At 73.3% G+C, this 24,087-nt stretch carries 23 protein-coding genes; 8 read left to right on the forward strand and 15 right to left on the reverse strand.

Translation table 11 applies throughout. From position 1 onward, the window contains the following. Positions 1-37: 37 nt before the first annotated feature. Positions 38-730, reverse strand: a complete 693-nt coding sequence (locus ACR9ZK_RS05110; RefSeq protein ID WP_481340800.1) for a demethylmenaquinone methyltransferase — start codon at positions 728-730, stop codon at positions 38-40. An 87-nt stretch (positions 731-817) separates the two neighbouring features. Here ACR9ZK_RS05110 and ACR9ZK_RS05115 point away from each other — a divergent pair, with 87 nt between their 5' ends. Both ACR9ZK_RS05115 and menD read left to right on the forward strand, forming a co-directional pair. Then, complete coding sequence (locus tag ACR9ZK_RS05115) at positions 818-2,113, forward strand: isochorismate synthase (RefSeq protein ID WP_481340801.1); 1,296 nt, start codon at positions 818-820, stop codon at positions 2,111-2,113. 17 nt (positions 2,114-2,130) lie between these two features. After that, positions 2,131-3,828: a 2-succinyl-5-enolpyruvyl-6-hydroxy-3-cyclohexene-1-carboxylic-acid synthase gene (menD, locus tag ACR9ZK_RS05120; protein WP_481340802.1), complete on the forward strand. Its 1,698-nt coding sequence runs from the start codon at positions 2,131-2,133 to the stop codon at positions 3,826-3,828. Between the two features lie 30 nt (positions 3,829-3,858). On the opposite strand, the gene ACR9ZK_RS05125 is transcribed toward menD, so the two are convergent. The 4 genes from ACR9ZK_RS05125 to ACR9ZK_RS05140 all read right to left on the reverse strand — a co-directional run bounded on the left by ACR9ZK_RS05125 (position 3,859) and on the right by ACR9ZK_RS05140 (position 7,048). Further along, positions 3,859-4,233: a DUF6188 family protein gene (locus ACR9ZK_RS05125; protein WP_481340803.1), complete on the reverse strand. Its 375-nt coding sequence runs from the start codon at positions 4,231-4,233 to the stop codon at positions 3,859-3,861. After that, positions 4,230-5,300 (reverse strand): WXG100 family type VII secretion target, encoded by a 1,071-nt coding sequence (locus ACR9ZK_RS05130; protein ID WP_481340804.1) that lies wholly within the window; start codon positions 5,298-5,300, stop codon positions 4,230-4,232. The genes ACR9ZK_RS05125 and ACR9ZK_RS05130 overlap by 4 nt, the downstream gene beginning before the upstream one ends. A gap of 142 nt (positions 5,301-5,442) precedes the next feature. Beyond that, a complete protein-coding gene (locus tag ACR9ZK_RS05135; protein ID WP_481340805.1) occupies positions 5,443-6,447 on the reverse strand; it encodes an o-succinylbenzoate synthase in 1,005 nt (334 codons plus the stop codon). Between the two features lie 10 nt (positions 6,448-6,457). Continuing rightward, a complete protein-coding gene (locus ACR9ZK_RS05140) occupies positions 6,458-7,048 on the reverse strand; it encodes an NUDIX hydrolase (RefSeq protein WP_481340806.1) in 591 nt (196 codons plus the stop codon). On the opposite strand from ACR9ZK_RS05140, the gene ACR9ZK_RS05145 reads away from it, so the two are divergent. Next, positions 7,047-8,054, forward strand: coding sequence for a 1,4-dihydroxy-2-naphthoyl-CoA synthase (locus ACR9ZK_RS05145; RefSeq protein WP_481340807.1), 1,008 nt, complete (start codon positions 7,047-7,049; stop codon positions 8,052-8,054). The genes ACR9ZK_RS05140 and ACR9ZK_RS05145 overlap by 2 nt on opposite strands. Here ACR9ZK_RS05145 and ACR9ZK_RS05150 read toward each other — a convergent pair. The 3 genes from ACR9ZK_RS05150 to ACR9ZK_RS05160 form a co-directional block, all read right to left on the reverse strand. After that, the gene (locus tag ACR9ZK_RS05150) at positions 7,967-8,914 is read right to left on the reverse strand and encodes a tyrosine-type recombinase/integrase (protein ID WP_481340808.1); all 948 of its coding nucleotides are present in this window, start codon (positions 8,912-8,914) and stop codon (positions 7,967-7,969) included. The two genes, ACR9ZK_RS05145 and ACR9ZK_RS05150, sit on opposite strands and share 88 nt — an antisense overlap. Then, positions 8,875-9,141, reverse strand: coding sequence for a DUF5995 family protein (locus ACR9ZK_RS05155; protein WP_481340809.1), 267 nt, complete (start codon positions 9,139-9,141; stop codon positions 8,875-8,877). Before ACR9ZK_RS05155 ends, ACR9ZK_RS05150 begins: the two co-directional genes overlap by 40 nt. Before the next feature lie 100 nt (positions 9,142-9,241). Continuing rightward, complete coding sequence (locus ACR9ZK_RS05160; RefSeq protein WP_481340823.1) at positions 9,242-9,733, reverse strand: DUF5994 family protein; 492 nt, start codon at positions 9,731-9,733, stop codon at positions 9,242-9,244. 383 nt (positions 9,734-10,116) lie between these two features. On the opposite strand from ACR9ZK_RS05160, the gene ACR9ZK_RS05165 reads away from it, so the two are divergent. Continuing rightward, positions 10,117-10,479, forward strand: a complete 363-nt coding sequence (locus tag ACR9ZK_RS05165) for an Asp23/Gls24 family envelope stress response protein (RefSeq protein ID WP_481340810.1) — start codon at positions 10,117-10,119, stop codon at positions 10,477-10,479. A 1,418-nt stretch (positions 10,480-11,897) separates the two neighbouring features. Here ACR9ZK_RS05165 and ACR9ZK_RS05170 read toward each other — a convergent pair. Both ACR9ZK_RS05170 and ACR9ZK_RS05175 read right to left on the reverse strand, forming a co-directional pair. Next, on the reverse strand, positions 11,898-13,973 hold the full coding sequence (locus ACR9ZK_RS05170) for a potassium transporter Kup (RefSeq protein ID WP_481340811.1): 2,076 nt from the start codon (positions 13,971-13,973) through the stop codon (positions 11,898-11,900). A 667-nt stretch (positions 13,974-14,640) separates the two neighbouring features. Next, positions 14,641-15,609, reverse strand: a complete 969-nt coding sequence (locus ACR9ZK_RS05175) for an alpha/beta hydrolase (protein ID WP_481340812.1) — start codon at positions 15,607-15,609, stop codon at positions 14,641-14,643. A gap of 117 nt (positions 15,610-15,726) precedes the next feature. On the opposite strand from ACR9ZK_RS05175, the gene ACR9ZK_RS05180 reads away from it, so the two are divergent. From ACR9ZK_RS05180 to ACR9ZK_RS05195, 4 genes are all read left to right on the forward strand, one after another. Continuing rightward, positions 15,727-17,283: an MFS transporter gene (locus tag ACR9ZK_RS05180; RefSeq protein WP_481340813.1), complete on the forward strand. Its 1,557-nt coding sequence runs from the start codon at positions 15,727-15,729 to the stop codon at positions 17,281-17,283. A 147-nt stretch (positions 17,284-17,430) separates the two neighbouring features. Next, complete coding sequence (gene menE / locus ACR9ZK_RS05185) at positions 17,431-18,684, forward strand: o-succinylbenzoate--CoA ligase (protein ID WP_481340814.1); 1,254 nt, start codon at positions 17,431-17,433, stop codon at positions 18,682-18,684. A 52-nt stretch (positions 18,685-18,736) separates the two neighbouring features. After that, on the forward strand, positions 18,737-19,018 hold the full coding sequence (locus tag ACR9ZK_RS05190; RefSeq protein ID WP_481340815.1) for a PLDc N-terminal domain-containing protein: 282 nt from the start codon (positions 18,737-18,739) through the stop codon (positions 19,016-19,018). Between the two features lie 17 nt (positions 19,019-19,035). Then, positions 19,036-19,911 carry a 1,4-dihydroxy-2-naphthoate polyprenyltransferase gene (locus tag ACR9ZK_RS05195; protein WP_481340816.1) on the forward strand — a complete coding sequence of 292 codons (876 nt, stop codon included), beginning with the start codon at positions 19,036-19,038 and terminating at the stop codon, positions 19,909-19,911. Between the two features lie 18 nt (positions 19,912-19,929). Here the strand turns inward: ACR9ZK_RS05195 and ACR9ZK_RS05200 are convergent, their stop codons facing one another. From ACR9ZK_RS05200 to ACR9ZK_RS05220, 5 genes are all read right to left on the reverse strand, one after another. Beyond that, a complete protein-coding gene (locus ACR9ZK_RS05200) occupies positions 19,930-20,223 on the reverse strand; it encodes a DUF4229 domain-containing protein (protein WP_481340817.1) in 294 nt (97 codons plus the stop codon). Positions 20,224-20,235: 12 nt separating this feature from the next. Beyond that, entirely contained in the window at positions 20,236-21,261 is a 1,026-nt protein-coding gene (gene ccsB, locus ACR9ZK_RS05205) for a c-type cytochrome biogenesis protein CcsB (RefSeq protein WP_481340818.1), read from the reverse strand. Beyond that, positions 21,258-22,991 (reverse strand): cytochrome c biogenesis protein ResB, encoded by a 1,734-nt coding sequence (gene resB, locus ACR9ZK_RS05210; protein WP_481340819.1) that lies wholly within the window; start codon positions 22,989-22,991, stop codon positions 21,258-21,260. The genes ccsB and resB overlap by 4 nt, the downstream gene beginning before the upstream one ends. Continuing rightward, on the reverse strand, positions 22,991-23,734 hold the full coding sequence (locus ACR9ZK_RS05215) for a cytochrome c biogenesis CcdA family protein (protein ID WP_481340820.1): 744 nt from the start codon (positions 23,732-23,734) through the stop codon (positions 22,991-22,993). The genes resB and ACR9ZK_RS05215 overlap by 1 nt, the downstream gene beginning before the upstream one ends. 9 nt (positions 23,735-23,743) lie before the next feature. Beyond that, positions 23,744-24,087, reverse strand: a 344-nt coding sequence (locus tag ACR9ZK_RS05220; protein ID WP_481340821.1) for a TlpA family protein disulfide reductase, incomplete at its 5' end; no start/stop codon positions are given.

Below are 24,087 nucleotides of genomic sequence, written 5' to 3' on the forward strand. Positions count from 1 at the left end.
AAGGCATACCTAACCTGACGGGTCCGGGCAGGTGGTGTCAGCGCTTGGTGGCCTGGTGGAGCGCGACGATGCCGCCGGTGAGGTTGGTCCAGCGCACGCCCGTCCAGCCGGCCTGCTCGATGACCGCGGCCAGCTCGCCCTGCGGCGGCCAGGCCCGGATCGACTCGGCGAGGTACACGTAGGAGTCGGGGTTGCTCGAGGTGCGGCGGGCCACCGGCGGCAGCGCGCGCATGAGGTAGTTGGAGTAGACGGTCCGGAACGCCTTGTTGACCGGCTGGCTGAACTCGCAGACGAGCAGCCGCCCGCCCGGCTTCGTGACGCGGAGGAACTCGCGGAGGGCGGTGTCGACGTCCGCGACGTTGCGCAGGCCGAAGCTCATCGTCACGACGTCGAAGCTCTCGTCGGCGAACGGCAGGCTCATCGCGTCCGCAGCGGTGAAGGCCATGTCGGGGCGGCGCCGCCGGCCGACCCGCAGCATGCCGAGCGAGAAGTCCGCGGGCACGACCTCGATCTCCCGGTCGGCCCACGGCTCGCTCGACGTGCCGGTGCCCGCGGCGATGTCGAGGACGCGCTCGCCCCGCTTCGCGTCGACCGCCCTGACGACCGCGCGGCGCCAGAGCCGGTCCTGCCCGAGGGAGAGCACGTCGTTGGTCACGTCGTACTTCTCGGCGACGGTGTCGAACATCGACGCGACGTCGACCGGCTTCTTGTCGAGCTGGGCACGGGTCATGCGCTCATCCTCGCACCCTCGTCCCGTCGGGCGGAGCGGCGGCCGCGCGGTCCGGGCACGGGTCCGGCGGTCGTAGAGTTTGAGGCGATGTCCACGCTCCCGGCCGCCGAGGCGGCCTCCTCCGCCGCGGCCCCGACCGTCGTCGTGCGCTCGGTGCCGCTCACCTCGGACACCCCGTTGCTGCACCACCTGCCGGCCGACGTGCCGCACGACGAGCTCGTCTCGTGGGTGCGCCGGGGCGACGGCCTCGTCGGCTGGGGCGTCGCCCTGTCGTTCGAGGCGCGCGGCGCCGACCGGTTCCGCGAGGCCGAGGCGTGGTGGCGCCGGGTGACGGGGCACGCCGTGGTGCGCGACGACGTCGAGCGGCCCGGCTCCGGGCTCGTGTGCTTCGGCTCGTTCCCCTTCGCCGACGACTCCGCCGAGTCCGCCCGCCTCGTCGTGCCCTCGACCATCGTCGGGCGGCGCGAGGGCCGCACGTGGCTGACGACCATCTCGACCGGTCCGCAGCTGCCCACCGTCGAGCCGCCCGAGCCCGCGTCCGAGCCCGCGCCGCCGACCGGTATCGCCTTCGCCGACGGCGCCGTCTCGCCGTCCGACTACGCGCACTCGGTGGCCGAGGCGGTCCGGCTCATCAACGACGGCGAGGTCGACAAGGTGGTCCTCGCCCGCGACCTCGTCGCCACCGCCGCGGGCCCGATCGACCCACGGTGGATCCTGCGCCGGCTCGCCGACCGCTACGAGAACACCTGGGTGTTCGCCGTCTCCGGCCTCGTCGGCGCCACGCCCGAGCTGCTCGTGCGCCGCGACCAGGGGCTCATCACCTCGCGGGTGCTCGCCGGCACCATCCGCCGCACCGGTGACGACGCCAAGGACCTCGCCCTCGCCGCGTCGCTCGCCCGCTCGAGCAAGGACCTCGAGGAGCACGAGTACGCCGTGCGCTCCGTGGCCGACGCGCTCGCACCGCACTGCTCGTCGATGAACGTGCCCGAGGCGCCGTTCGTGCTGCACCTGCCCAACGTCATGCACCTGGCGACCGACGTCGCCGCCGTGAGCGCCGACGACGCGTCGGCCCTGACGCTCGCGGCGTCGCTGCACCCCTCGGCGGCGGTCGGCGGGACGCCGACGGCGCGCGCCGTCGAGCTGATCCGCGAGCTCGAGCACATGGACCGGGGCCGGTACGCGGGCCCCGTCGGCTGGATGGACGCGCACGGCGACGGCGCGTGGGGCATCGCCCTGCGCAGCGGTGCCTACGCCCCCGGCGACCCGTCGCAGCTGACGCTCTACGCCGGCTGCGGCATCGTGGCCGGCTCGGACCCCGAGTCCGAGGTCGCCGAGTCCATCGCCAAGCTCATCCCGATGCGCGACGCGCTCGCGGACGACTGAGCGGCGACCAGCCGACCATGGACCGCCACCGCACGGCCCCGCAGCTGGCCCTGCTCGTCCTGCAGGAGCTGTGGCGGGCCGGGGTGCGCGACGTCGTCCTCGCCCCGGGCTCGCGCAACGCCCCCGTCGCGCTCGCCCTCGAGGCCGCCGACGCGGCCGGGGACCTGCGGCTGCACGTGCGGGTCGACGAGCGGTCGGCGGCCTTCCTCGCGCTCGGGCTCGCGACGGGGTCACGCCGGCCCGTGCCGGTCGTCACGACGTCGGGCACCGCGGTCGGCAACCTCCTGCCGGCCGTCATGGAGGCCCACCACACCGGGCGCCGGCTCCTCGTCGTCAGCGCCGACCGGCCCGACCGGCTCCGGGGCACCGGCGCCAACCAGACGACCCAGCAGGCCGGTCTCTTCGGGGGTTTCGCCCGGTGCCACGACCTCACGTCCGCGACGCCCGACGCCGACCTCTCCGCGGCCGTCGCCGCGTCGTGCGCCGGCCCCGGCCCCGCCCACCTCAACGTGCAGCTCGACGGCGACCTGCTCCCCCCGAGCGCCGAGCGCGCCACGTGGTGGCAGCGCCCCGACCCTCCTGCCGACGCCGGGCACGAGCCGGGCGCCGAGCCCTCGGTCCGCGTGCGCGCCGACGGCGAGGTCCTGCCGCTCGGGCCGCGCACCGTCGTCGTCGCCGGTGACGACGCCGGTCCGGCGGCACGGTTGCTGGCCGAGGCCGCCGACTGGCCGATGCTCGCCGAGCCGACGAGCGGGGCCCGCATCGGCCGGCAGGCCCTGCGCTGCGGGCGTCTACTCCTGACGACCGACCTCCGTCGTGACGTCGAGCGGGTCGTCGTCGTGGGCCACCCGACCCTGTCGCGGCCGGTCACCGGGCTGATCAGCGACCCCTCGCTCGAGGTCGTCGCCGTGCGCGGACGCGACGGCGTGGCCACCGACCCCGGGCGCGTCGCCCGCGTCGTCGACGGCGTCCCCCGCGTCGAGGGCCGCGACGACCCGGCCTGGTTCGACGCGTGGACGTCGGCCGACGCTGCCCTCGGGGCGGCCATCGATGACGGGCTGCGTGGCTCCGCGCATCTGCCGGGCCGCCCTGTGGCACAGGCGATCTCGCCGCTGCACGTGGCGTCGGTGGTCGCCGCGGCGGTGGCGGCCGACACGACGCTCGTCGTCGGCTCGTCCAACCCGGTGCGCGACCTCGACGTCATGGGCGTGCCGTGGCCGCCGCACGAGCACCGGTTCGTCGTCGGCAACCGTGGCCTCGCCGGCATCGACGGCGTCGTCTCGACGGCCGTCGGCGTCGCGCTCGGGCGGCCGCGAGCGGCGCGCACCATCGCCTACCTCGGCGACCTCACGTTCCTCCACGACGCCAACGGGCTGCTCATCGGCCCGTCGGAGCCGCGCCCCGACCTCACCCTCGTCGTCCTCAGCGACGACGGCGGCGCGATCTTCACGACCCTCGAGCAGGGCGACCCTAGGTACGCCGGCGCCTTCGAGCGCGTGTTCGGTACCCCGCACGGCACCGACCTGGCGGCCCTGTGCGCGGCGCACCACGTCGCCCACGAAGGGGTCACGACGCTCGAGCGACTCGAGGCCGCCCTCGCCGAGCGTCCGGCCGGCATCCGCGTGCTCGAGGTGCCCGTGCGTCGCGACGCCCGCCGCGAGGAGGCCCGGTGGCTGCGCGAGCTGGCGCAGACCGTCGTGCCCCGCCGCGGCTGACGCCGCCCGGCTCTCGCTCCCCGGTGCCGCTCAGGAGGTGGACGCCGGCCAGCTCGCGAGCTCGCCACCGGGCATGCAGACGAGCCGCTCCCCCGCCGGGCCGGTGATCTGCCACGCCTCGTAGTCGGGCGAGGACCGCACGCTGAGCTGGGCGTCCGCGAAGTTCACGGCGAGGTGGCCCTCCCGGGCGACGAGAACCTCGGTGATCTCGGCACCGACGAGATCGGCGAGCTCTGCGGGCAGCTGCTCCTGCGGGGTGCCGCTGTCGATGTCGTGCAGGCCGTCGGCGCGCAGCAGGTGCGCCGGCCCGTTGAGGTCGAGCTCCCAGTTGTCCGTCGTCCAGATCATGAGGGCGTAGTCGAGCCGGATCGAGTGGACGACCTTGCCGGCGAAGCTGGGGATCACGGGTTCCATCCTGCGGGAATGTCGTAGGTGCCGTCGGGGCGCACCGGGATGTGGGTGTCGGGACTGTTGTTCGCCCCGGGCTTGCCGTCGAGCCGCACCGGCTGGCCGTGCTCGTTGTAGAACCGGACGTAGCCGTCGGGGTACCGGTCCGTGCCGTCCATGATCCGCACCGAGTTCGCGTTCTTCGGGGTACCGGGCGGCGCGTCGACGTTCTCGGGCTTCTGCCACACCTCGCCCTTGCCGTTGTCGGCGACCCGCCCCTCCCAGCCCTCGCCGGCCGTGCTCGGGCGGTTCTCGTCGGGGATGCGGTCACCCGGCTGCGGCCTGCTCGCGCTCGGGCCCTTCGTCTCGCCGAGGACCTGGTTGTCGTTCTTGGACGCGTGGTCGACGAGGTCGCCGCCGCCGGCGGCCATCGCCGCGACGCCCGTCGCGATGAGCCCGGCCGACGCGATGTTGACGGGGACACCCGCCACGGCTCCGACGCCGGTCGCGTCGAGGGCCACGCCGCCGATCTCGCCACCGCCACCCAGGACGATGGCCCCCGCCCCGAGCGCCATCGACAGCACGTCCTCGGGATGCTCCACCATCGCCTGCCCGACGTCGGCCAGGCCGTTGACGGTCGGCACGACGGTGTGGTTGTACGTCCACGCGCCGGCGTCACCGACGGCGTCGCCGACCTCGTCCCACCAGTGCCGCTGGGGTCGCGGTTCGGTGTGCCCGACGGAGGGTCCGGGCGACGCCCCGCCGGGTGCCGCACCGCCGGGTGCCGCCGCCGTGTGCAGACCGCCACCGCCCGACGTGCTCGTGCCCCTCTGGGCGCGGGCGTTCGCCGACAGGCGGCTGCTCAGCTGCTCGAGGTGCGTGCCGAGCCGGGCCAGACCGGCGTCGGCGGCGGGCCAGCGGGCCTTGAGCGCCTCGAGGTCGGCCCCGCCCCAGTGGCCGTCGAGCGCGCGGACCGCAGCGGCCGCGTCGCCGCGGGCACGCTCGCACTCGCGCGCGTACACCGACAGCGTCCTGCTGCTGCGTTCGAGCGCCTCGGGGTCCGACCCCTTGGCATAGATGACCATCGCCGACCCCTGACCTCGCGTGACCTCGTCGGCACCGCCACGCGGGAGCGTGACGGCGACGCGACCCGCCGATCCTCCACGAGGTGCGGGAGGCCCGCAACGGGGAGCACTCCCCGTCGGCCCCGCGTCGGGCACAGGCCGATCACGCCGACACCCCCGACGAGAGGAGGGCGTGGCAGCGGCGCAGGCGGTCCAGCCACCACGCGCGGCGCTCCGGCGTGACGGCGAGCGCCGCGAGGGCGCCGGCGTCGGGAGCCGGTCGTGACCCGTCGAGGAGCCCGGAGCGCGGCCGCAACGGTGCCGCCGCGACGTCGCGCGCGAAGAGCCCGACGGTCCCGAGCCCGCACGCGTGGTCGAGTGACGGCAACGCCCGGGCGAGGGCGACCCCCGCCGCGATGCCGACGCTGGTGTCCAGGGCCGAGCTGACGACCGCGGGCAGTCCGCAGGCCGCCACGATCTCCAGGGCTCGGGCCACCCCACCGAGCGGAGCGACCTTGACGACGACGACGTCGGCGGCGCCGAGGCGCGCGACGCGAAGCGGGTCCTCGGCCCTGCGGATCGACTCGTCGGCGGCAACCGGCACGTGGACCCGGTTGCGCGCCAGCGTGGTCCGCAGCCGCGCGAGGTCCTCGACCGACGCACAGGGTTGCTCGGCGTACTCGAGGTCGTACGGCGCCAGGCGCGTCAGGGCCCGGACCGCGGCGTCGAGGTCCCACCCCCCGTTGGCGTCGATGCGCACCCGGGCCCCAGGGCCCATGGCCTCGCGCACCGCGGCCACGCGGTCCACGTCGTCCTCGAGGGTCTGGCCGCGCTCGGCGACCTTGACCTTGGCGGTCGTGCAGCCGTCGAAGCGTGCGAGCACCTCGGGGACGCGGTCCGGCCCGACCGCCGGGACGGTGGCGTTGACCGGCACCTCGTCGCGGACCGGCTCCGGCCACTGCCCGTGGGCGGCCTCCACCCCGGCGGCGAGCCAGCGGGCCGACTCCGCGTCGCCGTACTCCGCGAAGGGGGCGAACTCGCCCCAGCCGCGCGGGCCGCGGAACACGACGGCCTCCCGGACGTCGACGCCGCGGAAGCGAACCCGCATCGGCAGCGCGACGACGTGGGCGGCGTCGAGGAGCGCGTCGACCGGGGGCAGGAGCGTCATGGCCACATCTTCACCGGCGGCCGGCATCACGGTTGAGCCGGCCGAGCCGGACGTCTCGTGGGTTCTCGAGGGCGGTGGCGATCCGTTCGCGGTGCAGCGGCCGCATCCGGGGCAGCGCGTCGACGGGGAACCAGCCGGCGTCGGTCGACTCGTCGTCGCCGGGGCGCGGGTCGCCCGAGACCCAGCGGCAGCGGAAGGTGTGGTCGAGGTACTGCGCGAGGTCGCCGTTGACGTGCGTCACGAGGCCCGTGGCGGACACCCAGACGAGCCGTTCGACCTCGGCGACGACGGACGCCTCCTCGAGCACCTCGCGGACGGCGGCGACGTGCGGGTCCTCGCCGGGGTCGACGATGCCGGTCACCGGCGTCCACTCCCCGTTGTCGGAGCGGCGCACGAGGAGCACCTCCTGCGCCAGCCCGCCGTCCCCGTCGGGCCCGGTGTCCCCGGTGTCGCCGGTGTCCCCGGTGTCCCCGGTGTCCCCGGTGTGCGGGGTGTGCCCGCCCGGAACGTCACGGAGGACGACGGCCGTCACGCCCGGCAGCCACATCAGCTCGGTGCCGATCATGGTGCGCAGGTGGGCCACGTACGGGGGGATGGGCATGGGACCGACCCTAGCCACCCGGCCGCGGCCGCCCCGTTACAGTCGCCCCGTGAGCAGCGCGAGCCCGGAGAGCGTGTCCGAGACCTTCGACCCCGCCGAGTGGGACGCCGTGCCGGGCTTCGAGCTCACCGACGTCACCTACCACCGGCGTCGGCACGTCGAGGGCCGCCCGCGGACCCAGTCCGGTGTCGTCCGCATCGCCTTCGACCGCCCGGAGGTGCTCAACGCGTTCCGCCCGCACACCGTCGACGAGCTCTACCGGGTGCTCGACCACGCGCGCATGACCCCCGACGTCGGCGTCGTGCTCATCACCGGCAACGGTCCGAGCCCGAGGGACGGCAAGCGGGCCTTCTGCTCCGGCGGCGACCAGCGCGTCCGCGGTCGCTCGGGCTACCAGTACGCCGCCGGCGACACGGCCGACACCGTCGACGAGGCCCGGGTCAGGGCCCAGGGCGGGCGCCTGCACATCCTCGAGGTGCAGCGCCTCATCAGGACCATGCCCAAGGTCGTCGTCGCCGTCGTCAACGGCTGGGCCGCCGGTGGCGGGCACTCGCTGCACGTCGTCTGCGACCTGACGATCGCCAGCCGCGAGCACGCCCGCTTCAAGCAGACCGACGCCGACGTGGGCAGCTTCGACGCGGGGTACGGCAGCGCCTACCTGGCCAAGATGGTCGGGCAGAAGTTCGCCCGCGAGATCTTCTTCCTCGGACGCACCTACTCGGCCGAGGACATGCAGCGGATGGGCGCGGTCAACATCGTGGCCGACCACGACGCCCTCGAGGCCGAGGCGCTCCAGGTCGCCGGCGAGATCATGGGCAAGAGCCCGCAGGCGCAGCGGATGCTGAAGTTCGCCTTCAACCTCACCGACGACGGCCTCATGGGCCAGCAGGTGTTCGCCGGCGAGGCGACGCGCCTGGCCTACATGACCGACGAGGCCGTCGAGGGGCGCGACCAGTTCCTCGAGAAGCGAGACCCCGACTGGTCGCCGTTCCCCTGGTACTTCTGAACTTCTAAGTCCGCGCAGGTCAGCGGCCTAGTCGGCCGCGGCGGTCCGCACGGAGTCCGCAAGGGCCGCGGCCGCGAGACCGGAGGCCGCGGACCGGGTCCGATCCTCGGCCGATGGCCACAGGTACGCGTACGTCCCGACCGTGGTCTGGCCGTCGCGTGTCCGAGCGCCCGCTGCACCGTGACGACGTCGCACCCGGCCGCGATCAGGCCTGAGGCGTAGAAGTGTCGGAGGTCGTGCAACCGGACGCTCGGGCAGCCGGCCGCCTTGCGCGTCTGACGCCACCGGAACGTCACCCCGTTGTCGTGCAGCGGCTTGCCGTAGGCCGTGAACACCCACCGGTCGGGCACACCCTCGGGGGTGTGCTGCGGGACGTGCTCGGCCAGCATCGTCACGAGCTCGTCCGGCAGGTAGACCACGCGCTCGCTCCCGTACTTCGGCGCCCGGACCGCGACCTCGCGCCCGTGCCGCTGGAGCTGCCTGGAGACCGTGAGTTGACGCCGGAGGAAGTCGACGTCGCCCACCTGAACGTCGGCCGCCTCACCCATCCGCAGCCCGGCGAACGGGCACAGTGCCACATATGCCCTGAAGCACTCATCGGCGGCGCCCAGCAGGCGCCCCACGTCGTTGATGGTAGGCACCCGTATAGCCGCCTCGGCCTTGCGGCACCGGGGCAGCACGACACCCTCGCACGGGTCCGCCGCGATCACCTTGTGGGCGACGGTTGGCCGCGCTGCGGCGGTGCCTCGAACGCCATTTGCCACGGGCGTGGGGCCCGACGCGACGGGTCCGTGGACCAGTGTTCGGCCACAGCGTCCAGCTACAGGTCGGCGAAGACCACGTCCCACTCGTGCACCCACGCCGGGTCCTCGAAGAGCGCGCCGTCGATGGCTCGGTGGACGGCGCGGGTCGTGCGCTCATACGAGGCGAGGAACATCCGGTCCCCGTGCGGCTCGGCCGACGTCGCGTGCAGCAGCGTCGGCATCTGATCCAGCACCTGGCCGATACCGCGGCCAGGCGACCATGGGCACGCTGCGTTCACCTCCACGCTCACCGCTTCCCGGCCACGGCACGGCAGCCCAGCCACCGCCCCGACTACTGACCGAAGGGATAGGACACGCTCCGATCGTGATCTCCCGCTCGGGCATCGTCACGCTCTCATCGGTCGCAGCGCGTCCCTCGGCCCCCTACGCCCCGGCCGACTCGAGCAGTTCGCGGGCGACAGCAACGTCGGTGTCAGGTGGGAGGACGCTGAGCACCAGTCGCTGATAGTTGCTCAGCGACAGGGTGATGTGGTCGGGGTATCGGCTGTGCTCGAACCACCCGATGTGCGTGATGCCCAGCGGTGTGCGCACCTTCCGTGGCGCCTGGCCCCACAGGTGACGCTCGTAGCCGACCCGGGCGATCCGGGCGCCGGTGAGGTGGTGCACCGCCACGTCGAGCTGTGGCAGCTCCACCTGCAGATCGGTCGTTAGCGGCCACCAAACGCCGTCGGTGACCTCCACCCCGGGCCGCGGTGACAGAGCAAGCCGAGGTTCCTGATCGACGGCGTCGGTCGCTGAGCCTGGCGAGCGGTTCGTCACCGGCTCTAAGGCCGGCTCAAGGAGCGGCTCGGCGAATGGCTTGGTGAGCGCCGGCGGCTGGGGTGCGGAGCAGAGGACTGGCGGGGACAGGGGCATGGCGTTCACAGCGGCTCCTCGGGAGCGGTGGTGTGAGGGATAGACCGCGGCTCGCTCGTCACTTCCCGTCCGTGAGTCCGACGCCGCGCAAGGGTCGGGTCCTCTGTCGCCTGCCGACGCCGACAGCCCTGACGGGGCTCTCACGTCTCCTCGTCAGGCTACGCCTGACCGGGGCATTCACCTACGACGAGTCTCGTGATCGTTCCCCACCGCCCCACGGTGGGTGCCCGGCAGCCCCCGCCCGCGTAGCGACGGAGCCGCGCAGCAGGGCGTCGGGGCGCAGATCACCCCAGCCGAGCACGCCCGTCGAAACGCAACCAGTGACGGTGCCGGCGGCGGAAGTGCTCGCGACGGCGACGCTCCTCCACCGTGAGGAACCGGTGATGTGGGGAGACCCATGCTGTCGCGCGTCATGGCTGCGGGATGCCCTCGGTGGCGCCACGGCTCGGGCGGTCGGGGCCTTCCGTGAGCGGATGCCCGGTGGCCACGCCAGCCAATCGCAGGGCATCTCTGTGGAGGTGGGCGAGCGGCAGGCCGCCGTCGACGTCCAGCTCGTCGCCGACTACGGCGTGGCCGTGACCGACCTCGCACGGGCCATCCGTCGCAACGTGATCTCGGCGATCGAGCGGATGACCGGCCTCGAGGTGACGGAGGTCAACATCGACGTTCAGGACGTGTTCTTCGAGAGTGACACCGAGACCCAGGACGAGCAGCAGAGGCAGGGCGGCGAGCACCGAGTCCAGTGATGGCGCACCCGGACGGCCCCGACCCGCCGACGGCGTAACGGCGGCTGTCCTCGACTGGTTCAACGACCACGTAGGGTGGGGCCCAGCCTCACTTCGGGGCACATGCCCTCTCGCCTGCGAGGGGAGTTAGCTGGATTCTTCGATGGACCCTCACGCACCGTCCAACACCTACTCTGACCCCAGCGCCCACAATGTGACCGAGGTCCACAACCCCTCGGTCGACCAGGACGCAGCGGATAGCGGTGCCTGTGCGCAGGTGCACCTGCCCACCGGCGCGACTTGCATCATGCGACACGGCCACGAGGGGTCGTGCGAGTTCAGCCCAGCGGGAGAGGCAGATACCCTGCTCGCCGCGCGCAAGACCGCCGAACACTGGTGACCTCGAACGCTCCGGCGCCGCGGGACAGCCCGGACGGGGCTGGCGGATCCTGCGGCGACGGATCGGATTCCGTGCTGCCCGGCGTGGCGCCGGCTCTCTCACAACCTCGAGCGCAATTGGGCGAACTGCTGTTGCTCGTCCGCGCCGCCCGTGGAGAGGTGCATGCCCTGCGGGCGGGAAGAGTCGATCCTGCCCTGCTGGTGGCGGCTCGTGGGGTGCTGCTCGATGCGATGGAGAGCCTTGCCGCCGAGCTTGTCAGACGCAGGCTGCCCATGCCGCCGGGGCTTCGTGACGACCTGCGCCTGCAGCGGGGCCTCCGTGGCCGCCAGACAAGGCAAGCCTCGCCACAGGCGCTGAGCCGAGGGCAGCACTGAGATGGAGCATCCGCTCCCCCCACGTGCGCCGGCAACGGCACCGCCCGAAGGACCCGAAGGACCACTGCAGTTGAACGGCTGAGGGAGCGTTCATGAGGTGATCCGAGTCAGTCCTTCGGGTCCTTCGGGGAGCGGTATACAGGGGCCCAGGGCCTGCTCAGCCCGCGGGCAAGTCGCACTTCGACGTGGGACCGCGGAGCGAGATGGTTCTCATGAGCGTTCCGGCCGCCATCCCACTTGTCACCGGCAGGCACCGCAACCGGCCCTCGCCGCCGCCCGGCAGGCCCGCGCCGTCCAGTTGGCGACCGAGGGAAAGACCTACCAGGAAGTCGCCGACGAGTTGGCCCGAGCCGCGGCACGGCCTACCGCATCGTCCACCAAGCCCTGGAGCGCGATCGTAAAGACGCCGTGGAGGGATGCGGATGGCGCCGGAGAGCTGACCGGTCTGGCACAGCATCGTCGCCGTGTTTTCATGATGTGATCCGAGCAGGTCCTTCGGGTCCTTCGGGTCCTTCGCGGACACCGCAGCGTCCCAGTGAGCGGCATGACTGATAACGACGCGAAGGCCGGACTGACCAGACGCAGCGACCGTTGGTGTGGGCTCCGCACGGTGGTTCAGGACGGCCGAGGATCGTCAGGCTCTCGGGTTGTAGGGACGCCGGTGGTCAGAGGTTGACGCGGGAGCCCATGACGACGGTTCGGTCGGGGGGCAGGTGGAAGCGCACCGACGGGTCGGCGGCGTTGTGGGCGAGGCCGATGAACAGCCGCTTGCGCCAGCGCTGCATCCCCGGCTCGTGGCCGGCGCGCAGGGTGGCGCGGGAGAGGAAGTAGGACGCCGTGTCGGCGTCGTAGTGCGTCTCGGGGTGCTGACCGGCGGCCATGGTCAGCCCCCTGGGCAGGTTGGGGCTGTCGGCGAAGCCGAAGCGGATGCTGACGAAGACGATGCCGTCGTCGGGATCGCCGAGGTCGTCGACCGTGATCTGGTCCTCCAGCGGCACGTGCGGCACGTTCTGCGCCTGCGCCGAGACAATGACGACGTGCTCGTGCAGCACCCCGTTGTGCTCGACGTTGGCCCGCAGGGCCAGCGGAGTCGTCGCGCTCGAGGGATGCGGGAACACTGCGACCCCCGGCACCCGGACGAGGTGCTGGGTGGAGAGCTGCTCGATGAACTCCGTCAGGGAGCCCTCCGCCTCGGTGCGGTTGTGGATGATGAGCTGCCGGCCACGTTGCCATGTCGTCATCACCGTGAACATCACCGCGGCGATGAGCAGCGGGAGCCAGCCGCCGCTGAAGATCTTGGTGAGGTTGGCGCTGATGAAGGCCGCCTCGGTGCCGCCGAACGCCACCCCGGCGAGCACGAGCTTCCACGTCGACCAGCCGAAGAGGATGCGGGCCACGCTGAGGAGCAGCAGGGTGTCGATCAGCAGGGCCCCGGTCACCGAGACGCCGTAGGCGGTGGCGAGCTTGGCCGAGGAGCCGAAGGTGATCATGAGCACGAGGACGACAACGAACAACGCAGCGTTGACGAACGGCAGGTAGATCTGGCCCTGCTCCTCGTCGGATGTCTGCCTCACGGTGAGCGGAGGCAGGAAGCCGAGCTGCACGGCCTGGCGCGACATCGAGAAGGCGCCCGATATGACGGCCTGCGAGGCGATGACCGTGGCCCCGGTCGCCAGAATGACCATCGGGATCGTCGCCCAGCCCGGCACGAGCAGGAAGAACGGGTTACTGATCGCCTTCGGGTCCTGGAGGATCAGCGCCCCCTGGCCGAGGTAGTTGAGCACCAGCGCGGGGAAGGCGACCCAGAACCACGCCCGGCTGATCGCCGGCCGCCCGAAGTGACCCATGTCGGCATACAGCGCCTCCGCGCCGGTGATCGAGAGCACCACCGCACCGAGCGCGACGAAGGCGATGAACGGGTGCGAGACGACGAAGCCGACGGCGAAGGTCGGCGAGAGCCCCGTGATGATCGCAAGGTGGCCGGCGACGTGACCCAGACCCGCCACGGCGATCGCTAGGAACCACACCAGCATGACCGGGCCGAACATCGACCCGACCTTCCCGGTGCCGAACCGCTGCCCCGCGAAGAGCACGGTGAGGATCGTAGCCGCGGTCGGAACGACGAACGGGGCGAGCCCGGGGCCGGTGACGGTGATGCCCTCGACCGCCGCCAGCACGGAGATCGCCGGGGTGATCACCGAGTCGCCGTAGAACAGCGACGCACCGAGGACACCGAGGGCCATGACCACGCGGGTCCGCTTGGAGGTCGAGCTGAGCAGCCCGCGGGCCAGGGCTGCCAGCGCCATCACCCCGCCCTCTCCGTCGTTGTCGGCCCGCATGACCACGAGCACGTACTTCACCGACACGATGAGCGTCACTGACCAGAAGACCAGAGAGATCACGCCGTAGACGTCCCCGGGCGTGGGCTTGACCTCGCCCTGGTCGAGGGAGAAGACCGTCTTCAGGGCATACAGCGGGCTGGTGCCGATGTCGCCGAACACCACCCCGAGGGCACCGAGGACCAGTCCAGCGGTGGCCGGCCGGATCGGAGCGTTGTGCCCGGACTGCGGGGGCTGGCCGGTCTTGTCGCCGGAAGTGCGGGCCGCGCGGTCCCGGTCGCGGTTGCGGTCCTGCGCTGGATCGTCACCGCGACCGTCCTCGGCCTCCCCAGACGAGCGGTCCGGAGCGTCGTCCGGACCGGGGTCCGACGAGGAGGCGGGCGAGGAGGCCGAACTGGTCACACCTGAGTGTACGGAGACCCGTCCTTGGACGACCTCCTGAAGGATGGCCCCCCATGGCACCTCCGAAGTCTGGTGCCCGACGGCCCGCCACGCCGGCCAACGCTGACGACGTTGAACAGTCCCTGGGCCTGGGCCAGTCGGCGCATTGTCTTACCTCCTGCTGTCCTTCGCGTCGGGGTCGGAGGACCGTTAGCCAGTCCCACCCCCGTGTGTTCGAAAAGCGATACGGCAAGGCGCGTCCGTCTCCCTGCGGCCCGGGCGAGCGAGAATGATTCTCATGAGCGTCCCCGCAGTCATCCCTCTGGTCACCGGCAAGCACCGCAACCGCGCCCTCGCTGCTGCCCGGCACGCCCGTGCCGTCCAGCTTGATCGGACATATGGCTACGTCCAGCCAAGGCTTCAGCGCACGGGTGGCACTGTGCATGAGGGTTCATCATCCGCTGGCATGGTCGACTGCTGTAGGGGCCCGCCCTCCCAATCCCTCCGCAGAAAGTCCGCAAGACGACAAGCCCCTCCCGACTCTCTTCAACGCTTCCCAACGCATCTCCGCAGGTCACCCAACGTTTCCAACGACTGCCGTCACTGACCGGCCCTACTCCCGGACTTCCCCTGGTACCTCTGACGGCGCCTCGCGGGCCTGCCGCGCCGGCAGCCGCCGGACGCGCCGTCACATCCGGGCGAGGAGCGCGACCGTCGCCGCGACGACCTGGCGCTGCGCCTCAGCCCGACCGAGCGTCGCCGAGCCGTCGCCGGCTTGGGTGCCGTAGTCACCGAACGACGAGTGCACGGCTCCGTCGACGACGGTGAAGACGGTCGACGCGGGCAGCCGGGAGCGGCTCGCGGCGATGTCCGCCGGCGTCGTGAACCCGTCACGGCTGCCGCTCACCGAGGCGACGGCGAGATCGGTGCGCCGGACGAGCGAGCCCATCGGGTAGGACGCCCACAGCACGAGTCCGTGGACACGTCCGTCGTCGGCCGCGGCGTAGTCGGCCGCGGCGACACCCCCGACGCTGTGCCCGCCGACGGCCCAGCGGGTCACCTCCGGGTGCCTCGCCATGACGTCGGCCGGTGCCCCCGTGGCGAGGAACGCGATCTGGAACGGTTGCTTGACGACGACGACGAGGTAGCCGGCGCGGCTCACCTGGGTCAGGACGGGCACGTAGGCGCGCGGGTCGATGCGCGCGCCGGGCTGGAAGACGAGGGCGCGCGTCGGGCGTGCGTCGCGCGGGGACAGCACGATCCCGGACGGGGTGTCGACGACCCGCACGTCCGGCTGGCCCGCCATGGCCGCGGCTCCGGCCGGGGTGGCCGCGAAGGGCTGCAACCAGACGAGCCCGCCGAGCAGCGCCGCGGTGAGCAGCGTGCCGACGACACGGCCCGCGACGATGCCCCACCGGCGCCGGTACGTGGCGGCCTCGTCCTGTCCGCCTGACAGGACGAGCAGCACGACGCCGACGAGCCCGCCCGCCGCGAGGGCGATGACGTGGGCCGGGTGGCCGGCGAGCAGCGTGCCACGGGCGAGGAGGAAGAGGACGAGGGGCACGGCGAGCCAGACGAGACCGAGGAGGACGCGGAACCGCACGCCTCCCCGGCGCCGGCCGACAGCCGCCCCGTTCCCCTCCCCGGACGTGACCACGCCACGAGGGTAGCGACGCGAGGGCCTCGACGGTGCTCCGGCGCGGCGCGGTCCGCGGAGTGGACGCCTCGGTCCCGCCCGATCGGCCGCCGTGCAGCGACAGGGCAGGATGAGGGGGTGCAGCGCGACGACGACCCGACGGTCGGCGGCGTCCCGGACGCCGGGGACCGTCCGCGTCGCGTCGCGCCCGGCAGCGGGTCCGCCGGGGGGAGCGCCGGACGGGAGGCCCGACGGGGCGCCCGACGGGGCCTCGGACGGGGCGTCGGACGGGGTGTCGGACGGGGCCTCGGGCGCGCCGCGACGGGCACGGCCCGGTTCACCGCACGCACCGGCCGGTTCGCCGCGGCGAAGGCCCGCGCGTACACGCACGCCGGCGGCGCCGGCGAGTCGGGCCTCGCCCGCCTGACCGAGCTGCACGCGAGCCACACCGCGGGCGACACGGTCATGACCCTCGCCCTGGCCGGAACCCTGTTCTTCAACCCGCAGACCGCCCAGGCCCGCAGCCAGGTCGCGATGTTCCTCCTCGTGACGATGGTCCCGTTCGCGCTCGTCGCGCCGCTCGTCGGGCCGCTGCTCGACCGGTTCCGCCGCGGGCGCCGGTGGGCCGTCGGGACGACCACCGCGCTGCGGGCCTTCCTGTGCTGGGTGCTCGCCGACGCCGTGACGTCGGGCAGCGCTTGGCTCTTCCCGGCCGCGCTCGGCTGCCTCGTCGCCTCGCGCGCCTACACGATCACGCGAGCGGCGGCCGTGCCACGCCTGCTCCCCGCGGGCACCACCCTGGTCCGCGCGAACTCACGGGTGTCGATGGCCGGTGTGGCGGGCGCCGTCGCGGGCGGTGCGCTCGGGGGCCTCGGCCTGCTCGCCGGGCCGGCGTGGGCCCTGCGGCTCGCGTTCGTCGTGTTCGTCGTGGGGACCGTGCAGGCCATCCGGCTGCCGGCCCGGGTCGACTCCGCCGAGGGCGAGCTCGACCCGGAGGACACGGTGCCGATCCGCACCAGCGGTACCGCGGACCACTCGCCCGGGCTCGTCACCGTCGACGCCTCGGGTCCCCTCGGGCGATTCCTCCGGCGCAAGCGCGCCATCCCGTGGCCGGTCATGCACGCGATGTGGACCACGGGCGGCACGAGGGTGCTCACCGGCTTCCTCATCATGTTCATGGCGTTCCTCACGAAGGAGCACCCGGTCGGCGACGTGCCGGGCCAGGTCGTCCTCGGTGTCCTCGCGGCCGGCATCGGCGTCGGCAACGCCGTGGGCAGCGCCCTCGGCGACCGGGTGCGCGACCAGCGTCCGGAGCGGGTCGCCATGCTGTCGGTGCTCGCGGCGACGGTGTGCTGCGTCCTCACCGCCGTCTGGTACGGCGTCTGGTCGCTGGCGCTGCTCGGGCTCGTCCAGGGCGTCTCGGCCCAGCTGGCCAAGCTGTGCTTCGACGCCCTCGTGCAGCGCGACGTGCCCGAGAACGTGCGCACGTCGGTGTTCGGCTGGTCCGAGACGATGCTGCAGATGCTGTGGGTGCTGGGCGGCGCCCTCGGCATCGTCCTTCCGCTCGAGCCGCACATCGGGTTCCCGGTCTGCGCGGCGGCGGTGGCCTTCACCGTGGTCGTCGCCGCGCGGCAGAAGCACGTCGCAGCCCGCCACCGGTCCGCGGCGCGCCCGTCACGTCCCGGCCGGGCCTGAGGTTCGCCGAGGTTCGCCGACGTTCGCGCGGAGGTTCGCCCCGTCGGCGCACACCCGCGGCCCGGGTGCGGGCAGGTGGTGGGACGGCCTGCGCCCGATGCGGCGCCCCGGCGTCGGGCGCCCACACGGGCAGGCAGAATGTCAACCATGTCCGCGCCCCGGCCGCTGCCGATCCCCGCGGGTCCGGGGGTCCTCGACGTCCTGCCGGACCTCGCGGCCGCACTCGAGGGGAGCTCCCCCGTCCTGCCCTACGCGGCAGGCGGACCCGAGCCGGTCATCCCCCACCACGACCCCGCCACGCTGCCCGAGGGACTCGCCGTCGCCGTGGGCACCTCCGGCTCGACCGGTCGGCCCAAGCGCGCGCTGCTGACCGCCGACGCTCTCGAGCGGTCCGCGTGGGCCACGCACCGGGTGCTCGGCGGCAGCGGCGCCTGGCTGCTCGCGATGCCGGCCCACCACGTCGCCGGCCTCCAGGTCCTGCTGCGCGCGCTCGCGGCGGGTACGACGCCGGCCGTGCTGGACCTGCGTGGCGGGTTCACCGTCGACGCGTTCACCGAGGCCGCCGCCCGGGTCGCCACGACGCCCGCCGCGACGCAGCGGTACACGGCCCTCGTGCCGACGCAGCTCGGTCGCCTCCTCGAGGACCCGGCCGGTGTCATCGCCCTGCGCCGCTTCGACGGCGTCCTCGTCGGCGGGGCCGCGACGCCTGCGGCGCTGCTCGAGCGCGCGCACTCGCTCGGCGTGGCCGTCAGCCTCACGTACGGCATGAGCGAGACCGCGGGCGGCTGCGTGTACGACGGCGTCCCGCTGCCGGTCAGCCGGGTCCACGTCGACAACGACCGCCACGTCGTCCTCGGGGGCGACACGCTGGCCCACGGCTACCTCGGCGAGCCGGACCTCACCGCCGACGCCTTCACGACCGACCCCGACGGCGTGCGCTGGTTCCGCACGGACGACCTCGGCCACTTCGACGACGACGGCCTCCTCGTCGTCGACGGCCGGGCCGACGACGTCATCAACACCGGTGGCCTCAAGGTCACCCCCGGCGTGGTCGAGGACGCCATGACGCGCCACCTCGACGACGTCGTGGACGTCGTCGTGCTCGGCGTCCCGGACGCCGCGTGGGGCGAGTCCGTCTGTGCCGCGGTCACGCTCGTCGACCCGGCCGGACGGCTCACGACGGACGACGTGCGCGAGCGGATGCGCGGCATCCTGCCCGACGCGGCCCTGCCCCACCGCGTCGTCGTGCTGCCCTCGATCCCGCTGCGCGGCCCGGGCAAGCCGGACCGCGCCGCCCTCCGCGCCCTCCTGCGCGGCGACGGGCCGACGGTGACGACCACCCGCGCGTCGGCCGGCGCCCCGGTCGAGCCCTCCGTCGAGGCGAGGACGGACGCCCGCTGAGGCGGTGGCAAGATGGAGGGGTCCCCGCCCCTCTCGTCGTCCGGAGGCCGCCGTGCTGCGCGTCGCGCTGGTCGCTCTCGTGGTCTTCGCGACGATCTACGCCCTCGTCGACTGCCTCATGACCGACCGCCGCCTCATCCGCGTCATGCCCAAGCCGGTGTGGCTGCTCGCGGTGCTCGTGCCGGTCCTCGGGCCGCTCGTGTGGCTCGTCGCGGGGCGCACCGACGCGCGCGGCGGTCCGACGCGCGGTCCGCGGCGGCCGGGGCCACCGCGTCCCGGGCCCACGGGCCCCAAGGGACCGGACGACGACCCCGACTTCCTCCGCAAGCTGTAGAAGGACCGCCTCACCCCATGGCCACCCTGTCCCAGTGGATCGAGGGCGCCCGCCCCCGCACCCTGCCCGCCGCCGTCTCGCCGATCCTCGTCGGCACGGGAGCGGCCTACCAGACCGGCCACATCGTCTGGGCCTACGCCGTCCTCGCGCTCGTCGTCGCCCTCGCGCTGCAGGTCGGCGTCAACTACGCCAACGACTACTCCGACGGCGTCCGGGGCACCGACGCGGTGCGGGTCGGCCCGGTCCGGCTCGTCGGGCAACGGCTCGCCCAGCCGTCGTCGGTGCGGTTCGCGGCCTTCGCGTCCTTCGGCTTCGCGGCCGTCGTCGGGCTGGCCCTCGTCGGCCTGTCGGGCCTCTGGGTCATGATCCCGGTCGGCGCCGCCGCCGTCCTCGCGGCCTGGTACTACACCGGCGGTTCGCGTCCGTACGGGTACCTGGGTCTCGGCGAGGCGTTCGTCTTCGTCTTCTTCGGCCTCGTCGCCACGGTCGGCACGACGGCGACGATGACGCCGCCGACCGCCGCCTGCTGGTGGGGAGCCGTCGGCGTCGGGGCGCTCGCCTCGGCGATCCTCGTGGCCAACAACCTGCGTGACATCCCGACCGACCGGCTGCACGGCAAGCGGACGCTCGCGGTGCGGATGGGCGAGCGCGGCACGCGGGCCTTCTACGTCGCGCTCGTCGCGGTCGCGTTCGTCGTGGCGGGGCTCGTGTCGTTCACCTCGCCGTGGGCGCTGCTGGCGCTCCTCGCGGCCCCGCTCGCGGTCCGTCCGATGCAGGCCGTGCTCGGCGGCGCCGAGGGTCGGGGCCTCGTGCCCGCCCTCGCCGGCACCGGCCGGTTCCAGCTCGTCTGGTCCCTGCTGCTCGCCGTGGGCCTGGCCGTCGGGCGCTCCTGAGGGCCGGTCCGCGGGCGGTCAGCGGTCGCGGGCGTCGCGCTCGATCTCGGCGTCCTCGGCGGCCTCGTCGCTCGAGGGGTCCGGAGCAGGCGTCGTGGCCTCGCCCCTGGCCTGGGCCCGGGCCTCGTGCCGCTGGACGAGCCTGCCCGTGATCTCGTCGCGCATGCCGCGCAGCAGGACGTACGAGGCGGCCGCGGAGGCCACGACGGAGGCGCCGAGCAGGAGGATCGTGTTGTCCCTGATCCCGATGAGCCAGAAGAGGAAGAAGAACCCGAAGAAGATCAGGATGCGGAGCAGGCCGTACCGGACCACGTCAGACCACCCTCACATGCCCGAGTAGTTGTGCATGCCGACGAACGTCGACACGAGGTTGACCAGGGTGAAGTTGACGAGGACGCACACGTAGCCGGCCAGGGCGATGTACATGGAGCGGCGGTGGTCGACGCCGGCCGTCGCCCGGCTGTGCATGTACGCGGCGTAGACGACCCAGATGACGAAGGTCCACACCTCCTTGGGGTCCCACTGCCAGTAGGCGCCCCACGCCTGCTTGGCCCAGATGGCGCCGGCGATGAGCGTGAAGGTCCACAGGATGAACGCCACCATGTTGAGGCTGTACGCGGCCCGCTCGAGCGCCGCCGACGGGGGCAGCGACTCGATGACGCCCGGTGTGGACGGCGTCTCCTCACGCCGGCGGCGCACGAGGTAGAGGGCCCCGATGGCCGCCGCGATGGTGAAGAACGCCACGGCGATGAACGCCACCGACACGTGGATGCCGAGCCAGTACGACTTCAGGGCCGGCATCAGCTCACCGGCCTCGCTGTAGAGGACCGTCAGCGAGAGCCCGAGGACGAGCAGGATGGGCGTGACGATGAAGACGCCGAGCCACTCCCACCGTCGGCGGCGGGCCAGCACCGAGAACACGACGCCGACGGCGGCCGCGGCAGCCGTGGCGAACTCGAACATGTTGCCCCAGGGCGGGCGGGAGACGGCCAGGCCCCGCAGCAGCACCGACGCCGCGAGCAGCGCCGACGCCAGGTAGGTCAGCATCAGGGCGATGCTGCCGCGCTGGCGGCTCTTGGCGCTCTCCTCATAGCCGGCCCCGGCGGCGTACGGGGAGACCGGTCCACGCGACCGACCCTCACCGGCCGCGGCGCCACCGGGTCCGCGCGATGCGCCGGCTCCCACGGCCACCGGCTCCGCCGGGGCGAGCGCCTCCTCACGGCCGCCCAGCCGCGGGTCGGCGACCTTCGGCGCACGCGCCGCCAGGTGCCAGGCGAAGGCGAGCATGGCCAGCGTGTAGACGATCATCGACGCGTAGAGCGCCGCGTTCGCGTTGGCTGCGAGGTTCACGAGCGGTCGTTCCGTTCTGCCGGTCGGTCGTGCACGCCGGTGCTGATCGCGGAGACGATCGCGGCGAGCCCGGGGTCGGAGTCCTTGGAGAGGCCACCGATGGTCACCACGGTAACCGGTGCGGCGCCGGCCCCCACAGCGCCGTCACCCTGGCCGTCCGGTCCGCCCGGTCCGCCGGGGCCGGACGCGTCCGCGGCCGTGGCGGGACGGACCCGGACGAAGACGCGTCGACGCCGGACCGTCAGACCGAGGATGAGCCCGGCCGTGGCGAGCAGGGCGCTTACCAGGCTGATCGGGGCGCCCGGGTCGGTGCGGACCGACAGGCCGGCGAACCGCTTGACCGAGTCGAAGGTGATCGACCCGCGGGCGCCGGGCAGCTGCTTCGTCTCGCCCGGCTTGAGGCGGATCAGCTCCGGCGACCCGTCGGCCCTGGTCACCTGCGTCATCTCGTCCGTGTTGAGCGTGTAGACCGACTGCGGCCGGTTGCCGGGGAACAGGTCGCCCTCCCACACCGACAGGGCCAGCTCCGGGTTCTGGGCGTCGGGGAACAGCGAGACCGGACCGTTCCGGAAGGTCGGCTCGGCGGTCGGCAGGAAGAACCCGGTGAACCCGAGCTGCTTCGGCGCGGCGGAGGGCACCTTGACGACGCCGACCGAGCGGTAGTTCGGGTCCTGCGGCAGGAACGGGGTCGCCTCCCGGTAGAGCACGGTGCCCTTGGCGTCGCGGACCGTGATGACCGGCGTGTAGCCGTTGCCGAGCAGGAAGATGTCCGCCCCGTCCACCGTGGCCGGGTGGTTGACGCTGATCGACTCGTCGGCCGCGGGGGCGCCTGGCTCGGGCGAGAGCGTCGCCTCGGCGGTGAAGTCGCGCGGCTTGCCGAAGTCCTTGCCGGGCGTCTCGTCGAACGCGACGTGCAGCCGCGTCAGCGACAGGACGAACGGCGGCAGCGACTCGTCGCTGACCCACGGCCCCGGCGACCACGTGTTGAAGGTGCCCGCCGACGCGGCGATCTTCTCGCCCTCGGGCAGGATGACGTCGCCGCGCCACCCGAACAGGTGCCCGACGGCCATGCCGACGATGATGCCGGTGAGGGCCAGGTGGAAGAGCAGGTTGCCGGTCTCGCGCAGGTAGCCGGACTCGGCACTGACCGAGGTGGCGTCGTGCGAGTGGAGCCGGAAGCGCTTGCGGCGCAACACCTCTCGGGCGGCCTCGAGAGCCTCCTCGGACGTCAGCGCCGTCGTCAGCTCGGCGCTCTCGTCGAGGCGGTGCAGCCGCGCGGGAGCCTTCGGCGGACGGGCACGCAGGGCCGCCACGTGCACCCTGGTGCGCGGCACGATGCACCCGACGAGCGAGACGAACAGCAGCAGGTAGATGGCCGAGAACCACGGCGAGGAGTAGACGTCGAAGAAGCCGAACCGGTCCAGCCACGGCGACGACGTCGGGTTCTGCGCCAGGTAGTCGGCGACGCGTCCCGCGTCGATGTTGCGCTGGGGGAAGATCGAGCCGGGCACCGCGGCGATGGCCAGCAGCAGGAGCAGGAAGAGGGCGGTGCGCATGCTGGTCAGCTGGCGCCATCCCCACCGGAGCATCCCGACCGGGCCCAGCTCGGGCAGCGCCGGCTCGCCGTCGCGCCGCTGCTGCCGCTCGCGCGCCCTCTCGGCCCGTTTGTCGGCGCGTCGGTCGGCAAGGGTCTCCGGTCGCGTCGGCGTCGTCGGGGTGCCGGTCGTCATCAGAGGGCCACCTGGAACGTCGAGACGAAGCGGGTCTGGACCCAGACGATGACGTCCGCCCAGAGCCCCGACACCATGAGCACGCCGACGGCGAGAAGCAGGCCACCGCCGACGACCTGGATGGCCCGGCGGTGTCGGCGCAGCCACCCGTTCGCCCGGCCGGCCCGCTCCCACAGGGCCGCCATGAGCACGAACGGGACGCCGAGCCCGACGCAGTAGAAGACGGCGAGGAGCAGCCCGCGACCCACGGTGCCCGACTCCGCCGAGAGCGGCACGGCCATCGCGAGGATCGCCCCGAGGGTCGGCCCCATGCACGGCGCCCAGCCGAGACCGAACACCGCACCGAGCAACGGCGCCCCGGCCAGGCCCGCGCGCGGCCGCCAGCTCAGCTGCGCCGAGAACCGGTTGCCCAGGCCGAGGAACATGAGGGCGGCGACGACGACGAGCACCCCGCCGACCCGCAGCAGGGCGTCCTGGTGCTCGCGCAGCGCCACGCCGAGCCCCGACAGCGTCGCGGCCCCCAGCAGGAACACCGCCGAGAAGCCGAGGACGAACAGCAGCGCCCCGAGCACGAGGCGGCCGCGGGAGCGCTTCTCGAGCGACACCTCAGACAGCCCCGTGACGTAGCCGAGGAACCCCGGCACGAGCGGCAGCACGCACGGGGAGGCGAACGACACGAAGCCCGCGGCGACGGCGACGACCGCTGCGACGAGCAGCGAGCCGGTGGTCACGTCGGGGGTCACGCGAGAGCCTCAGCCCTGCTCGGCGAGGACGTCGTCGACGAGGCCGAGCAGAGTCGCGGTGGTGACCGGGCCGGACACGCGCGCGGCGATGCGGCCCTCGCCGTCGAGCACGAGTGTGGTCGGCGTGGCAGACGCCTTGCCCTGCAGCGCGAGCAGCGGCACCCCGCCGTCATAGGCGAGCGACGGGTAGGTGACCCCCTTGGCCTTCTGGAACGCCAACCCGGTCTCGGGTCCCTCGAGCTTGTCCATGCCGATGAAGACGACGTCCTTGCGGTCGGCCTGGACCCGCTCCCACGCCTTCTGCAGCGCCGGGGTCTCCTCGATGCACGGCGGGCACCACGAGCCCCACACGT

This window comes from Monashia sp. HAY1-5C (genome assembly GCF_056755255.1).